General features: G+C 70.8%; 15 protein-coding genes. 3 read left to right on the top strand and 12 right to left on the bottom strand.

From position 1 onward, the window contains the following. Positions 1–13: 13 nt before the first annotated feature. Positions 14–583, bottom strand: a complete 570-nt coding sequence (locus tag ACIOGX_RS22115) for a hypothetical protein (RefSeq protein ID WP_401915488.1) — start codon at positions 581–583, stop codon at positions 14–16. Positions 584–770: 187 nt separating this feature from the next. Here ACIOGX_RS22115 and ACIOGX_RS22110 point away from each other — a divergent pair, with 187 nt between their 5' ends. Both ACIOGX_RS22110 and ACIOGX_RS22105 read left to right on the top strand, forming a co-directional pair. Continuing rightward, a complete protein-coding gene (locus ACIOGX_RS22110) occupies positions 771–896 on the top strand; it encodes a hypothetical protein (RefSeq protein ID WP_356507775.1) in 126 nt (41 codons plus the stop codon). Between the two features lie 51 nt (positions 897–947). Further along, on the top strand, positions 948–2,339 hold the full coding sequence (locus ACIOGX_RS22105; RefSeq protein WP_356507773.1) for an LCP family protein: 1,392 nt from the start codon (positions 948–950) through the stop codon (positions 2,337–2,339). A 21-nt stretch (positions 2,340–2,360) separates the two neighbouring features. On the opposite strand, the gene ACIOGX_RS22100 is transcribed toward ACIOGX_RS22105, so the two are convergent. The 11 genes from ACIOGX_RS22100 to ACIOGX_RS22050 all read right to left on the bottom strand — a co-directional run bounded on the left by ACIOGX_RS22100 (position 2,361) and on the right by ACIOGX_RS22050 (position 13,732). After that, entirely contained in the window at positions 2,361–3,452 is a 1,092-nt protein-coding gene (locus ACIOGX_RS22100; protein WP_401915485.1) for a serine hydrolase domain-containing protein, read from the bottom strand. A 119-nt stretch (positions 3,453–3,571) separates the two neighbouring features. Further along, positions 3,572–4,495, bottom strand: a complete 924-nt coding sequence (locus tag ACIOGX_RS22095) for a DUF6895 family protein (protein ID WP_356507769.1) — start codon at positions 4,493–4,495, stop codon at positions 3,572–3,574. Positions 4,496–4,630: 135 nt separating this feature from the next. Further along, the gene (locus ACIOGX_RS22090) at positions 4,631–5,368 is read right to left on the bottom strand and encodes a hypothetical protein (protein WP_356507767.1); all 738 of its coding nucleotides are present in this window, start codon (positions 5,366–5,368) and stop codon (positions 4,631–4,633) included. Beyond that, positions 5,365–5,547 (bottom strand): hypothetical protein, encoded by a 183-nt coding sequence (locus tag ACIOGX_RS22085; RefSeq protein WP_383967170.1) that lies wholly within the window; start codon positions 5,545–5,547, stop codon positions 5,365–5,367. Before ACIOGX_RS22085 ends, ACIOGX_RS22090 begins: the two co-directional genes overlap by 4 nt. Positions 5,548–5,664: 117 nt before the next feature. Beyond that, on the bottom strand, positions 5,665–7,506 hold the full coding sequence (locus ACIOGX_RS22080; RefSeq protein ID WP_383967194.1) for an APC family permease: 1,842 nt from the start codon (positions 7,504–7,506) through the stop codon (positions 5,665–5,667). 652 nt (positions 7,507–8,158) lie between these two features. After that, entirely contained in the window at positions 8,159–9,151 is a 993-nt protein-coding gene (locus tag ACIOGX_RS22075) for an ABC transporter substrate-binding protein (protein WP_401761657.1), read from the bottom strand. 105 nt (positions 9,152–9,256) lie between these two features. Then, complete coding sequence (locus tag ACIOGX_RS22070) at positions 9,257–10,009, bottom strand: amino acid ABC transporter ATP-binding protein (RefSeq protein ID WP_356508198.1); 753 nt, start codon at positions 10,007–10,009, stop codon at positions 9,257–9,259. 74 nt (positions 10,010–10,083) lie between these two features. Further along, positions 10,084–11,082, bottom strand: a complete 999-nt coding sequence (locus ACIOGX_RS22065) for an amino acid ABC transporter permease (RefSeq protein ID WP_401915480.1) — start codon at positions 11,080–11,082, stop codon at positions 10,084–10,086. 16 nt (positions 11,083–11,098) lie between these two features. Beyond that, on the bottom strand, positions 11,099–12,019 hold the full coding sequence (locus tag ACIOGX_RS22060; protein ID WP_387018843.1) for an ABC transporter substrate-binding protein: 921 nt from the start codon (positions 12,017–12,019) through the stop codon (positions 11,099–11,101). A 49-nt stretch (positions 12,020–12,068) separates the two neighbouring features. Further along, positions 12,069–12,599: a GNAT family N-acetyltransferase gene (locus ACIOGX_RS22055; RefSeq protein WP_401915477.1), complete on the bottom strand. Its 531-nt coding sequence runs from the start codon at positions 12,597–12,599 to the stop codon at positions 12,069–12,071. Beyond that, positions 12,599–13,732, bottom strand: a complete 1,134-nt coding sequence (locus tag ACIOGX_RS22050) for an LLM class flavin-dependent oxidoreductase (RefSeq protein WP_401915475.1) — start codon at positions 13,730–13,732, stop codon at positions 12,599–12,601. The genes ACIOGX_RS22055 and ACIOGX_RS22050 overlap by 1 nt, the downstream gene beginning before the upstream one ends. 621 nt (positions 13,733–14,353) lie before the next feature. Here ACIOGX_RS22050 and ACIOGX_RS22045 point away from each other — a divergent pair. Continuing rightward, a complete protein-coding gene (locus ACIOGX_RS22045) occupies positions 14,354–15,409 on the top strand; it encodes an ABC transporter permease subunit (RefSeq protein ID WP_356507756.1) in 1,056 nt (351 codons plus the stop codon). Positions 15,410–15,509 lie beyond the last annotated feature (100 nt).

Genomic DNA, 15,509 nt, shown 5'->3' with positions numbered 1-15,509 from the left:
CTTCTCCCGGGGTTTAGTAGCCGCCGCCGGTGTTCTGCTGCGGAGTGGTGTTCTTCTTGCCTGATGTGCCGAGGACGTACCAGGTGCCGTGGGACCAGTAATCGCCCTGGCCGTTGGTGTCACCGGGCTTGTGGTCGCCCGTGAACCGGTACAGGGGGTGGCCGTTGTAGGTGACCTGCTTCGCCCCGTTGTCGCGCGTGGTGGTGGAGAGCAGGTTCCCCTTCACCCCGCCGGTCCCCGCCTCGGGCTTTCCGGTGACGATCAGGGGCGGCCAGATCTTCACACAGTCACCCGTACAGGTGGACTTGTTCCGCTTGTCCGCCTCGAAGAGATAGAGGGTCCGCCCCTCACCGTCGACCAGGATCTTTCCGAGGGACGTGGACCTCGCGGACACCCTGCCGGCCGCCGTGGCCGAGGGGGACGGGCTCGCGATGGCGGACGCGGAGGCCGCGAGATCCTCGGGCGCCCCTGTCGTCCTCGCCGCTGTACCGGCACCACCGGCGCCGCCCGAACATCCGGCGACCACCGTCGCGCACAGCAGGGCCAAGGCCATCGCGGTGGCACGCCCGGTGTTGGTCCCCATGAGGCTCCTCGGATCCGGCCGCTCCTCGGGCGGCGGACCGCCCGCCCGATCACGGCGGTACCACCCACTACACGCCACGCCCCGCTACGGGGCCACCGGACAGAGCCGTCCGCATGTACGGGGCGGGGCACGGTGGAGAGGCGCGCGGCGTGCCGCGTGTGAGGCGTGGCGTGAGGTACGTCGGGAGGTGCGTGGCGACGACCGCGCCGCCGGCCGGACGAACACCTCCGGCACGAAGATGCCCCGGATGGCCGTGCCCAGCGGGCCGGGTCCGCTGTTCACCACACGGGAGTCCGACGGCGCGCCGCTCTGATCCGGACCCCGGGGACCGATCCCCATCCGCGTCCGAAAGGGGCTTGACGCCGTGAACGCAGCAACCATGAGCCCGAGGGGCCGTCCCGCCCCCTCACCACGTGGCCGGCCGAGCAGGCGGGACCAGTACCGCCGGGCCGGCCGCTGGCTCGCCCTGACCGCCGCCGCCCTGGTGCTGGGCACGGCAGCGGCGGGTGGCTGGTTCTACACCGCGCTGAGCGGAAACATCCGCGGCGCGGGCGTGGACGACGCCCTCGGCGACAACCGCCCCCGGGCCAGCCGGGGCGAGAACGTCCTGATCATCGGCTCCGACAGCCGCGAGGGACAGGGCGGCGCCTTCGGCAAGAACCTGACCACCATGCAGTCGGACACCCTGCTGCTGCTGCATATCGGCGGCAGCGGCGAGTGGGCCACCGTGGTGTCGTTCCCCCGTGACTCGTGGGTACGGATCCCCGCGTGCGGCCAGGGCGACGGCGCCGTCTCCACGCCCCATCATTTCAAGATCAACCAGGCGTTCGCCATCGGCGGTTCCACGGGCGACACCGCCAAGGCCGCCGCCTGCGCGATCAAGACCGTCGAACAGAACACCCGTGTCCGTGTCGACCACTTCATGATCGTGGACTTCCGCGGGTTCACCGGCATGGTCGACGCCCTGGGCGGCGTCGAGATCTGCCCACCGGTGCCCATCCACGACACGAAGGCCCATCTCGACCTCCGCGCGGGCTGCCAGACGGTGAAGAACGGCGAGGCCCTCGGCTACGTACGCGCCCGCTACAGCCTCGGCGACGGAACGGACATCGGACGGATCGGCCGCCAGCAGGAGTTCATGCGCGCCCTCGCCACCAAGGCCAGGGCCCAGCTGTACCAGCCGCGGGCGCTCTACGGATTCCTCGACTCGGCCACCGAATCGCTGACCACCGACCCCGAACTGGCCGGTCTCAAACCCCTGTACGACCTGGCGTCCGGCATCAAGCGCATGCCCACGGAACGGATCACGTTCCTGACCGTCCCCCACTATCCCCGGGCCAGAGACGTCCCCGGCGACACCGCCAACGTCGTCTGGAACCCGCCCGCCGCCCAGCAGTTGTTCAACGCCCTCATCCACGACCGGGAGATGACCAGGGACCGCCTGCTGAAAGCGGCGGAGCAACTGCCCCCGGCGGCCGGCACCGTTCAGGTCACCGTCCTCAACGGCACCGACGTCCCCGGCAAGGCCCGCGAGACCGCCGAACAGCTGCGCGCCCTCGGCTTCCGGATCAGCGCGACCGGCAACGCCCCCGCCCCGGCCGGGCGGAGCACGCTCATCTACCCCGAGGGCTTCGCCGAACAGGCCCGGTCCCTGGCCGCGAGACTCCCCGGCCTCGACCCCGTCCCCTCGGCGGGGGCCGGGCACGGCACGCTGACCCTCACCATCGGCCCCGATCTGCCCGATGTCAGGGGGTGACCCGCGGCTCCGCCGCGCTCGTCAGACGGGCCGCGCCAGTGACAGCAGCGCGTGGTACGCGCCCTGGATGAACGCCTGGTCGGCGGCCGGACTCACGTTCGTCAGCGCGACCAGTGCGGTCCGGTGGCGCGGGCTGAACCCGGCGAAGGAGCTGAATCCGCGGGTGCCGCCGGAGTGGTGGTAGACCTCGCCGTCCGGACGGACGCGGATGTTCCAGACCAGCGCCAGCCGCTTACCGCCGTCGCGCAGGGCGAGCCGGGGGCGGACCACGTCCACCAGCGCGGTACGCAACGTGTCCGGCACCGGCACCGACGGCGCGGCACTCGACGGGACGTCCGGCGCGGCGTCCAGGACGACATCGAGGAGCCTCAGCAGATCACGCGCGCTGGACCGGAGCGCGCCGGCGCCCGCGAGCCCGGGGATCAGCCACGGCGGCCTGGCGCGTCCGTGCCAGTAGCCGGTGGCCTGCGGAAGGTCCGGCCCGCAACTGGTGCGAGTCAGCCCGAGCGGGCCGAGCACCCGGGCCGCGAGGAGGTCCCCGTACCCCGGTCCGCCACCGGGCGCGGCGCGGGTGAGGAGATGACCGAGCAGCCCCACACCGAAGTTGGAGTACCGCACGCGCTCGCCGGGGCGGGCGTGCGGACGTGTCCTCGCCAGGGCGCGCAACAGATCGGCGGTGAAGAGATGGGCGTACGGATTGGAGAACCAGTCCGCCGCCGCGCCGCCGAGGAACCCCGGGGGCAGCCGGGGCAGCCCCGAGGTGTGGGTGGCCAGATGAAGCAGCGTGATGGGTCCGCCGCGCGGCCGGGGGAGGGCTTCCGGCGGCAGGAACCGGGCCAGCGGATCGCCGTACGCCACCTCGCCCCGGGCCACTTGCTCGGCGAGCAGCAGCGCCGTGAAGCACTTCGTGAGGGAACCGATCTCGAACCGGGTGTCCGCCGTGACGGGGATCCCGCCGTGGTGCGAGGTGCTGCCGTACGTCACGATGGCCCGCCGGTCGCCGTGGCGCAGCGCGACCGCGACCGCGCCGGTGCGCGGCGCCGCCGCCCTGATGGCGTCGGCGGGACGACGCGCCCAGTCGGGCGGGAGCGGCCCGCCATCGGCGTTCGCCATGTACATCGCGGTCCCGCCCGCCCCGGCGCCCTCGCCGGTCCCCGTCGTCCCCGCGTCCTCTTTCGTCCCCGTCGGTCGCGTCGTTCCGGTCGCCTCCTCGGCCCCCGCCGCGCCCGGCGTCACGACCGGGCGCCGAGGGCACGGGAGACGGTGAGGGTTCCGGCGACCACCGCGACGACGGTGGTGTGGTGGTGCGCGGCGAAGCGTTCGGCGGGATCCTCGCTGACGGAATGGCCGTCACGGGGCATCAGCCCGTCCGCGTGCTGGATCACGGCCAGCCGTTCCCACGCGGCCGGATCGCGGTACGGCTCGGGGAGACAGTCGCCGACGATCAGCAGCTCGGCGACCAGGTCCCATTCTCCGATCTCGGCCCAGATGTCGATCCAGGCGGGCAGCCAGCGAGTGAGGTACTGGGCGACCTCGCCCGGCAGCCCCGAGGGCAGCCGGCCCCAGTCGGTGAGATGGAAGACGGTGTGCGTCATGCAGTAGGCGGTCATCCAGTCGATGAACCAGGGCTCCGGGCACGCGCCCAGCCAGGTGGCGCGGGACAGCGTGGCCCAGTCGGTGGCGAGGCCGCCCCGGTCGAATCCGCCGATCCGCGCCGCGTTGGCGACGGCGAGGCGGCGGTTCGGCAGCATCTCCGCCGCCCGCGCCGAACGCAGCGAGGTGGTGTGCGTCAGCAGCCGGTCCAGTGCTTCGTGGCGGTAGCCGCAGCGGGCGAAGTGGGCGTATGTCTCCAACGGGTCGGTCATCATCGGATAGCGCAGCAGCCGCTCATGGAGCATGACACCGCCCCCGAGCTGCTTCCAGCTGAAGTCCAGCAGTTCGCGGGCGAGCCGTAGTTCGGCGGAGCCGGCCACGCCCTCGCGCAGGACGAGCGAGGCGGCGAGCGCGGTCTCGCCCAGCGGCTTGTACACGCTGTCGGGCTCGGCGAGTTCGGCGGTGGTGTCGGGCGGCAGGGCGCCGTGCTCCCGCTGGGTATGGAGCCAGGTCAGCGCCTGGGAGGCGATCCGGTGGGCGGCTTCTGTGACGGGCATGGCCATCGGGTCTCGGTCCGATCGGTGTGAGTGCGGGATCCGGGTGGCTTGTGCGGAGGATCAGAGGGGCCGGAAGGTGAGGAGGGGCCGGAAGGTGAGGAGGGGCCGGAAGATGAGGAGGGGCACGGGGCCGGGTCCTGGTCACATGGCGATCAGCCGACGGGAGATCGCCGTGTCCAGCGCCAGTCGCTCCCCGCAGGCCAGCGAGCCGATGTGCTCCACCAGCGGAGCCGCGTCGAGCGGCAGTCTCAGACCGTCCGAGCGCAGCCAGGCGAGCCAGCGCGCGATCCGGGCGGCGGTGGGGTAGTCCCGGCGCAGTACGGCACGGGTCGCCCCGCGCGCGAGAGCCAGCGGTGATCTGCGGGCGGCGTCATGCACCGGACCGTCCAGCCCCGGCAGCGCCAGTGTGGACAACTGCCCCATTCTGACGGACCATTCGGCCCAGCCCGCCGCGTCGTCGGCCGGTGCGGAGTCCGCCGGGTGCGCCGGCCGCGGCGCCGTCAGCCGCACGCCGTCACCGCCCGTGAGCACGGTCAGCAGAGTGACGGTGCCCCAGTCGCGCCAGGCCATCAGCCAGGGGCCCTCCGGCCCGGCGGGCGGCGGGAGCGGCGCGTCCCGCGCGGGCGGCAGCGCGGCGAACGCCAGGGCGATGGCCTGCGCGTCCTCGTGGTGGAGGGGTGCACCCGCCAGCACGACCGGCGCGAAGGTATCGGCGCCGAGGATCCGGATGGCGGCCAGCGCGGCCCCGGGGTCCTGGGCGCTCTCGACATGGGCGGCGACCATGGCCGTGCCCTCGGTGCCCCGCAGGGCACCGAGGGCACGTCGTGCCAGGCCGGCCGCTGATTCCTGATAGGCGGTCCGCGACCGGTCGGGGTTCACAGGCCCTTCGGCTCCTTCGGCTCCTTCGGCGAAAGGAGAGCCAGCAGGAGCAGCACGCCCCCCGCTTCCGGCGCATAGACAGGCGCGTCGCTGAAGGGTGCCTCGGGTTCTGCCATCGCCAGGGTCAACGCGTGGTGGTCCAGAGTGATTTCTCTCGGCCGGACGGTCTGAGAAAGCATCGATGGGCTCCTCATGTAGATGCCTAATGCCCTGTCTGGGCAATGCACCGCCCACGCTAAGTGACAGGTTACAAACCGGCCAATTGGGATGATGAGTGGTCATTCCGCACCCATGGCTCAGACATGGAACGGAACGGTGGTCACCACGATCTTCGGGAGCGACCGGAGCGCGCGCCGCAGCCGTCCCGCCAGCGGGCTGTGGAGCAGACGGTGCCACCAGTGCCGTTCGACGATCTCCGGCAGGATCACCGTGATGGTCAGATCGGGGCGTTGGTGGTGCAGGGATTCGAGATAGCTGATGAGCGGCGCCACCGTAGCCCGATAGGGGGAGAGGACGATCCGCAGCGGAAGATGGTCGCCCCACAGCTGCCAGGCCTCGCGGAACCGCTCGGCGTCCTCGTCGCTGGGGCTGACATGCAGCACCAGCAGGGGCTGCTGGAGGGAGGCGGCGTACGCCAGCGCGCGCATGCTCGCCTGATGCAGCGCGTCGACCGGGACGACCGAGAGATGACGGATCTCCTCCGGTGTCTCCTCGGTCTCCGGGTACTTCGTCCTGGCCGACGGGGCCCCGGCACCGGGCGGCGGCTCCGCGCACGGCTGCGGTGTGATCGTACGGCTGGGGACCTCGATCGTCTGGGGATGCAGCCGCAGCGCCTCCGCGACCTGGTCGTAGTGACGCCGGATCCGCGTCGTCACCAGCAGGAACAGGGCGACGGTGAGAATCGCGAGCCAGGCTCCCTCGGTGAACTTGGTGATCCCGGCGGTGATGAAGACCACCGCCGAGAGCAGCGCGCCGGTGGCGTTGAAACAGAGGCTCTTGCGCCAGTGCCGGTCGCGCCCGCGCCACCAGTGCATCACCATCCCGCTCTGCGACAGCGTGAAGGCGAGGAACACCCCGACGGCGTACAGCGGAATCAGCGAGGCCGTCTTCCCCTCGAACGCGACGTAGACGCAGACCGCGGCCACGGAGAGCAGAATGATCCCGTTGCTGAAGGCCAGCCGGTCGCCGAGACGCAGAAAGATCCGTGGTGCGTGGTTGTCGCGCGCCAGCAGGTACAGCACCCGGGGGAAGTCGTTGTACGCCGTGTTCGCCGCCAGCAGGAGCACCAGCGCGGTCGCCGCCTGTGTGACGACGTACATGGGGCCGGAACCGAAGCTGCGATGGGCCAGTTGGGACAGCACCGTCTCCTGCGACTCGGGGATCACACCCTCCAGATAGACCATCGCCATCGTGCCGGCGAACAGCGCGATGAGCAGCCCGATCATCCAGGACAGCGTCGTGCGCGCGTTGCGCCAGGAGACCGGTTTGAAGGCGGGCACCGCGTTCGAGATCGCCTCGATACCGGTCATCGCCGTCGACCCCGAGGCGAAGGCGCGCATCACCAGCAGCAGACCGACGCCCTCGACCGCGTGCAGCGGCGGGGTCGGTACGGGTTCGAAGTCCCGGCCGGCCGCGTCGTACACACCGACGGCGACCAGCGCGGCGATGGCGATGATGAAGGCGTAGGTGGGCGCGGCGAACAGCGCCCCGGCCTGCCGGACACCTCGTAGATTCCCCGCCAGCAGCACGGCGATGACCAGCACACCGATCAGCACGGCGTCATCCGCCAGCCCGGGGACCGCGGAGGTGACCGCCGCCATCCCCGAGGAGACCGAGACGGCGACGGTCAGCACGTAGTCCGTCATCAGACCGGCCGCCGCCACCAGCCCCGGCACCCGCCCCAGGTTGTCCGTGGCGACGATGTACGACCCGCCTCCCTGCGGATACGCCCGGATCGTCTGACGGTACGACAGCCCGACGGCCAGCATCAGGAAGATGATCGCGAGGGCCACCGGCACCGAGTACGCGAGCCCCGCGGTACCCCCGAGCACCAGGACGGCCAGCAGCGCCTCGGGGCCGTACGCCACCGACGACAGCGCGTCGGCGGAGAGCACCGGCAGCGCGATCAGCTTGCGCATACGCTCCCGCGCGATGGCCGTGCTCTTCAGCGGCGCCCCCAGCGTCACCCGCCGGACGAAGGCGCCGAACCGGCCGAGAGGCGTGACGATCTCGCTGTCCGTGGCCTCGGACGGCGGCGCGCTGAGCACCGGCACCTGCACGAAACGGCCGAAGCGGGCCGGGACGATCTGCGCGGGCTCCGGGTAGCTGCCGGTATCGGGGTCCACGGGCAGCGCACGACGCCAGGCGTCGGGGGTGGCGGACACCCGCTCCCACTCCCGCCCGACCAGCCGCAGCATCGTGGACTGCTCGGCGTCCAGCTCCGGCACGGAGAGCGGCGCGGGGGAGGTGCCGCCCGGGTCCTTGCCCCGGCCGTCCGGGCCTTCGTGTCCCTGGGTATCCGTCACACCCGCGAGTCTCTTCGGCGGACCGTGCCACCGGCCCCACCCGCGCCGGACGACACACGGCCGGGGACGGCGACAACCCGTTCGGACGTACGGCCCGGCGCGGCCACGGCGTGCTTCGGACGTGCTTGGGACGTGCTTCGGGCCTGCCGAGCGGGCCGGGGCATCCCCGCCGGCCGCCCCGGTGGGGATGCCCCGGCCCCGGTGGGTCCCGCACCGTGCTGTCTCCCGTCAGCGGATCCGGGACCGGTATGAGGGGGCCGTCCGGCTACGGAGCGGTCTTCGGCAGTCCCACGGGGTTGAGTTCGGAGGAGGACACGGCCTCGTTCGCCAGCCCCCACCGCTCCAGCACCTTCTGGTACGTACCGTTCTCGATGACGGTGTCGATCGCCTGCTGGAACGCCTTCACCAGACCGTTGTCCTTCTTGGTGGTGGCCGCGATCTTGCCCTGGACCTCGTCCCCGGCGCCCGAGAACGTTCCGATGATCTCGGTCTCGCCGGTGGAGGCGGAGTGGTACGCGGCCACCGGGTTGGGGCCGAGGTACGCGTCGAGACGGCCGGAGCCGAGCGCCAGATAGTAGTCGCTGGAGTTCTGGTAGATCTTGATCTCGGTGGGCTTCAGGCCCTTCTCCACATTGGCCTTGCTCCAGTCGACCAGCAGCTTCTCCTGGTTGGTGCCCGAGGCGACCCCGATCGTCCTGCCCGCCACGTCCGCCGGGCCCTTCACCCGCCAGTCGCTGCCCTTCTTGGACTCGAAGGCGATGTTGTCCAGACGGTAGGTCGCGAAGTCGTACTTCTCCTTGCGCTCCTCGGTGACCGTGATGTTGCTGAGGCCGAGGTCGTACTTGCCGCTGTCGAGACCGACGAAGATGTTCGCCCAGTCGACGGTGTTGTAGTGCGGCTTCAGGCCGAGGACGTTCGCGATCAGCGAGGCGAGGTCCGGCTCCACCCCGATCACGGTCTTGTCGTCGGTGGCGTAGAAGTCGAGCGGAGGCACGGAACCGGCCGAGTTGACGACCTCAAGGGTGCCGCGCTCACGGATCTCCGCCGGGACGAGCGCCGCTATGGAATCCACCGTGGGCGTGGTGATCCGCTTCTGGTCGGGGCCCAGATTGATCTGGACCCCCTTCTGGTCGCCGGCCTCGGGCACCGCCTTGTCGGTGCTGCCGTCGGCGGAGTTGCCACAGGCGGCGAGCGAGAACGTGGTGGCGAGGCCGAGCAGGGCGGCGGTGATACGGAGGGGACGGCGACGGGGCGGCACGGAGGACTCCTCGGCAGGGTGGCGGAACGCAACGACGGACGGATGACGGTGTGGACGCACGGATGACGGTGTGGACGGACGGAGAGAGGGACGAGCGGACGGACGTCACAGGACCTTGGACAGGAACGCCTTCGTACGCGCGTGCCGCGGGCGGTCGAGCACATCCGCCGGCGGACCCTGCTCGACGATCACTCCGTCGTCCATGAAGACGACGGTGTCGGCGACTTCGCGGGCGAAGCCGATCTCATGGGTGACGACGATCATGGTGGTGCCGGTACGGGCCAGGTCCTTGATGACATCGAGGACCTCACCCACCAGCTCGGGGTCGAGCGCGGAGGTCGGCTCGTCGAAGAGCAGCACCTTCGGTTCCAGCGCCAGGGCGCGGGCGATGGCCACGCGCTGCTGCTGGCCGCCGGAGAGCTGACGCGGATAGGCGTCGGCCTTGTCCGCGAGGCCCACCCGCTCCAGCAGCCGTCCGGCCTGCTCCACGGCGGCTTTGCGGGGCCTGCGCAGCGCCGAGATCGGCGCCTCGACGATGTTCTCGACCACCGTGAGATGCGGGAACAGATTGAAGTTCTGGAAGACGAACCCGATGTGCAGCCGCTGCTTCAGCACCTCCCGTTCCTTGAGTTCGTGCAGCTTGGAGCCCGCACGGCGGTAGCCGATCAGCTCGCCGTCGATACTGATGTATCCCCGGTTGAGCTTTTCGAGATGGTTGATGCTGCGCAGCAGCGTCGACTTTCCCGAGCCCGACGGGCCCAGTACGACGGTGACCTCGCCGGCGCGGACCTGGAGGTCGACCCCGCGCAGCACTTCGAGCGCGCCGAAGCTCTTGTGGACGCCGCGCACCTCGACCATCAGACCGCCGTCGGCGGACGGACCGGCGGGTGTGGCCGTGACGGCGGTGCCGGTGACCGATTCCGAGTCGGTGCTCATTTCTGGATACCTCCGGTGGCGGCAGCGGCCCGGATCCTGCGGGTGAAGGACCGGGCCCGCTGGAGCGGTGTGGGCGGGGGCGTACGCTCGGCGCCGCGCGCGAAGTGCCGCTCCACGTAGTACTGGGCGATGGTCAGCAGGGTGGTCAGCAGGATGTACCAGGCGGTCGCGACCATCAGCAGCGGTACGACCCGCCCGTTGCGGCCGTAGATCACCTGCACCTGGTAGAACAGCTCCCCGATCGCCATCACCGAGACGATCGAGGTCCCCTTGAAGAGGGAGATCACCTCGTTGGCGGCGTTGGGCAGGATGCCGCGCATCGCCTGGGGCAGCAGGACGCGGCGCAGCTGCCGCAGCCGGGGGATGCCCAGGGCCGCCGCCGCCTCCAGCTGCCCGGCGTCGACCGAGATGATGCCGCCGCGGACGATCTCCGCGGCGTAGGCGGCCTGGTGCAGGGCGAGCCCGATGACAGCGGCGGACAGCGCGCTCACCAGGTTGAGCGTGTCGAAACTCCACAGGACGGGACCGAAGGGGATACCGATCCCCAACTCCTTGTAGAGATAGGCGAGATTGAACCAGAACAGCAGCTGCACGATGAGCGGGATCGAACGGAAGGCCCAGATGTACGTCCACGCCACCGTCTGGAGGATGACGCTCCGGCTCAGCCGCATGAAGGCGAGGACGACGCCCAGCGCGAAGCCGAGCGCCGTGCCGTACACGGTGAGCTGGAGCGTCACCCAGACGGCGTTCAGCACGGTGTCGGCGGACAGGTACAGGAAGAAGGTGTCCCAGTCCCAGCCCGGGTTGGTGATCAGACCGTGGGTGAACTGGGCGACCACGACAAGCGCGGCCGCGCCCGCCACCCAGCGCCAGTAGTGGCGCGCGGGCACGACCTTCAGCCCGGCGAGATCATCCCGCTCCGGGACCGCTCTCCGCGGTGGTACGGCGTGTCCGGGCGGTGGCGCGGCCTGCGCGGCGCCGGTTGCGGTGTCCATCAGTGGCTCCTGCCGGCTACTTCTTCTCGGGCGGACTGATCTGCGACTCCTCGATCGCGGAGTCCTCCGTTCCCCACTTGTCGAGGATCCGGCGGTAGGTGCCGTCGTCGATCAGCTGGTCGACGGCCCCCTGGAACGCCTTGAGCAGCGGGGAGCCCTTGGCGAAGGCGAAGCCGACATCGAGCCGGTGGAACTCGCCGAGGAACCTCACCCCGGCCGCCGGCTGGGCCGCCTGGTAGCGCAGGCCGTTGATCGTCGACATGACCACATCGACCCGGCTCTGCTGGAGGCTGGTGAGCAACGCCCCGTTCTCGGAGTACACACTGACCTTGTACGGCTTCCTGCCCGCGTCCGCGCAGACGCCCTTCCGGGAGTTGAGGGTGGCCTCGAAGGTGGTGCCCGCCCCCACCCCGACGGTCTTGCCGCACAGTTGGTCGAGCCGGGTCACCTCGTCGAGGCTCTTGTCGTCCGCGCGGACGGCGAATCCCTGACCGTCGTTGATGTAGGTGACGAAGTCGATCGTCTTGCGGCGTACGTCGGTGACCCCGAAGTTGCCGGTGCCGACGTCGTACTTGCCACTGCCGAGCGCGGGCAGGATCGCCTCGAAACTCGCCTCCTCGCGGGTCAGCCGCAACCCGAGGACCGTGCCGACCGCGTCGGCGATGTCGATGTCCAGTCCGGCCGGGCGGCTGGTCGAGGCGTCGGGGTAGTAGGCGCTGGGCGGCGCTCCCACGGACGAGGCGATCCGTACGGTCCCCCGCTTCCTGACGTCCTCGGGGAGCAGGGCCGCCAGTGACGCGTTCTTCTTCAGCGAGGCGGTGACATCGTCGGCGGGCGCCGGTGAGGCGGCGCCGGCCGCCCCCTTGCCGGAGGCCACGTCCGATCCGCAGCCCGCGAGCACCGGCAGCAGCAGGGCGGCCACCAGCGCGGCGGCCATCTGGTGACGCACGGGCCGCGCACGGCCCGGAATCAGGATGCGCACGGGGTCACACCTCTCTTTCGGAGGAATCGGGGGAGCCGGCGGGCTCGCCGGTGAGGTACTTCTCGAAGGGGAGCGGACCGATGGTCTCCGGATCCGCCCCGGTGTCGAACAGCGGTGTGTAACCGGCCGCCAGATACAGCTCCCTGGCCTCCGGCTGGCGCGGCCCCGTGGTGAGGTGGACGCGGCGGTAGCCCCGTGTGCGGGCGACACGCTCCAGCTCCGCGACGACCCGCTTCGCCAGCCCGCGCCGCCGGTGCGCGGAGTGTGTCCAGATCCGCTTCAGCTCGGCCGTGGTGGCGTCGTAGCGGCGGAACGCCCCGCCGGAGATGGGCTCGCCGTGCTCCAGCAACAGCAGCAGGACGCCGTGCGGCGGGGCGAACTCCTCGGCGGGATAACGGGCCAGCTCGCTGTGCGCGTCCTTGCCGTAGCGGGTGGAGTACTCGTGTCCCAGCTCGCGCAGCATCGGCTGTGTGAGCGGATCGGATACGGAGGTCGACACCCACGTCAGACCGCCGGGTTCGGCGACGGAGGTCATCAGCCGGCCTCGACCAGGGTCTCCGGGCCACGGGCCGCGCCTGCCGCGTCGCGCCTGGCGACCTCTTCGCGGACGAGCGGGATGACATGGCGGCCGAAGTCGATGGCATCGCCGAGCAGGTCGTAACCGCGTGCGGAGAGGATGTCGACACCGAGGTCGTAGTAGTCGAGCAGCGCCCGCGCGACCGTCTCCGGCGTACCGACCAGGGCGTTGGAGTTGCCCGCGCCCCCGGTGGCCGCGGCCGTGGGCGTCCACAGCGCCCGGTCGTGGCGCTCACCGGACCGCGCGATCGAGATCAGCCGCTGCGAGCCGGTGTTCTCCGGATCGCCCCGCCGGTGATGGCGCACCACGGCAGGCTCGCCCTTCTCCCTGCGGGCCTTGATCGCGTCCACCGTACGGTGCGCCTTCTCCCAGGCGAGCGCCTCCGTCGGGGCGATGATCGGCCGGAACGCCACCTGGAAACGGGGCGGGGTGGTACGGCCCGCCGCGCGCGCGGCGGCCTTCACCGCCTCGATCTGCTCGGCGGTCTTCGCCAGCGGCTCGCCCCAGAGCGCGTAGATGTCCGCCTCGGCGCCACCGGCCGCGTACGCGGCGGGCGAGGAGCCGCCGAACGAGACATCGGGCCGGGGCCGCTGGACGGGGAAGACATCGCTGACGAAGTCGTGGAACCGGTAGTGCTCGCCCTCGTGGTCGAAGGGCTCGTGCGAGGTCCAGATCCGCTTGACGATCTCGATGTACTCACGGGTGCGGGAGTAGCGCTCGTCCTTGGTGAGTGTGTCCCCCTCGCGCCCCTGCTCGTGATCGTTGCCACCGGTGATGAAATGCACCGTCAGCCGGCCGTCGCTGATCCGGTCGAGCGTGGCGAATGTCTTGGCGGCGAAGGTGGGATACGAGACATTCGGCCGGTGCGCGAGCAGGATCTGCAACGTGTCCAGCCGGGAGGCGATGTACGCGGCGGCCGGAGCGGGATCGGGCGAGCCGGAACCGTACGCGAACAGCACCCGGTCCCAGCCGTGGTCCTCATGGGCGCGGGCCAGCTTGAGTGTGTATTCCTTGTCAAATGCTGCGCCGGACCGGGGACTTGTCTCCGATCCGCTGTTGGTGGCGGCTATGCCGAGGAACTCCACAGGCATGACGGACCTTTCGTGCGGGAGATGGGCGTGCGCCGGCGGGACGGCATGCCGAGGAAGACCCCGGGGACCGTGGACGCGGCGGACGCGGGGGACCACCGGCCGTACGGGCAGCCGGGCGGGACGGTGCGAGGGCGCGATGACGGGAGGGAAACGAAGGCGCGATGACGGGAGAGACATGGAGCGCTTCAGGGAGAGCACGGCAGCGAACGCCCGGTGAAATACGGGAAATCGGCCCACGACGGGGTCACCGAAGGGACGGGGTCACCGAGGGAGGGAGGGGCCGGTCAGGCGGCCCGCTGCCGGGTCAGGCGCAACAAGAAGCGGACCACACTCGACCGAAGTCTATGTGGCCGCGGATGACCAACGGCAGCTGCTTCTGCATGGAGCCAATTGAGCACGGGACGTTCACCGAAGTCAACAGCCTCTCGCACTGTGGGCGGCGTCCGCGGTCCTGCCCCCTTGACAGCCGTCCGGCGTGCGCCCGTACGATCGAGGGGTGTGCGGCTCCGGCTTCCTGCGTGAACACCGGTCCGCACCGGCCGTGTTGAGGGACGCGGTACGCGTGATGACACCTGCCGCCCGGTCCACGCCGCCGACCGTCTCTCCCGCCGGAGCACCCTCATGTCCGTATCGCCCTCGCTCGACGGGCCGCGCGCCTCCGCCGCGGCCTCCCGGAAGACCCGCCCCACCGACCCCGCGGACACCGTCCCGCCGGGGACCCCGGGCGCCTCCCCGCTCTCCCCGCCAGGACCCGACGAGATCTCCCGCATCGTTCCCCGCCGCCATCCCGGCCGGTGGCTGTCGGCGGCGGTGGCGCTGCTCGGCCTCGCGATGGTCGTCAACTCGGTCGTCCGCAACGAGAGATTCCAGTGGAGTGTGGTGAGCCAGTACTTCACCACCCCCGCGGTACTCGACGGCCTGCTGCTCACCCTCTGGCTGACCGCCGCCGTGATGGTGCTGGGCTTCCTCATCGGTACGGTCCTCGCCGTCATGCGGCTCTCCGTCAACCCCGTACTGCGAACCATCAGTTGGGGGTACGTGTGGATCTTCCGTTCGACTCCGATGCTGGTGCAGCTGCTGTTCTGGTTCAACATCGGAGCGCTCTATCCGACCCTGGGGATCGGGATCCCCTTCGGCCCCGAATTCCTCACCTTCAAGACGGTGAACCTCTTCGGCGCGGGTCTCACGGCGCTGATCGGCCTCACCCTGCACGAGGCGGCCTACGCGGCGGAAGTGGTACGCGGCGGCATCCTCTCCGTCGACGCCGGCCAGACGGAGGCGGCCGCGGCGCTCGGTCTGAGCCGCCGGCGGGTGCTGCGCCGGGTCGTCGTGCCGCAGGCGATGCGCTCGATCGTCCCCACGGCGGGCAACATGCTCATCGGCACGCTCAAGGGGACCAGCATCGTCAGCGTCCTCGCCGTGCAGGACCTGTTGTTCTCGGTGCAGCTGATCTACAACCGTACGTACCAGATCATCCCGCTGCTGATGGTGGCGACCATCTGGTACATCGCCGTCACGACCGTGCTGTCCGTGGGCCAGTTCTATGTCGAGCGCCACTACGCCCGTGGCGCGGCCCGCGAGCTGCCCCCCACGCCTCTCCAGCGCCTGCGCCGGCAGACGGCGGCCCTGGGGGCACGGCTCCGTACCGCGAGCGCCTCCGACGCGAAACCGCTATGAGACCGGGGGAACGACGGGCCGCCGGGCCGCCGGGTCCTGGATCGTCCTCGCCGTGCCTCCGTGCTCCCGATGGACGAGAATCTATGGGACACGGTATGAG

Source organism: Streptomyces sp. NPDC088147 (assembly GCF_044741565.1).
Lineage (GTDB): Bacteria > Actinomycetota > Actinomycetes > Streptomycetales > Streptomycetaceae > Streptomyces.
Note: the sequence above shows the minus strand (reverse complement) of the source record. Positions and strands in the feature narration are given on the sequence as shown.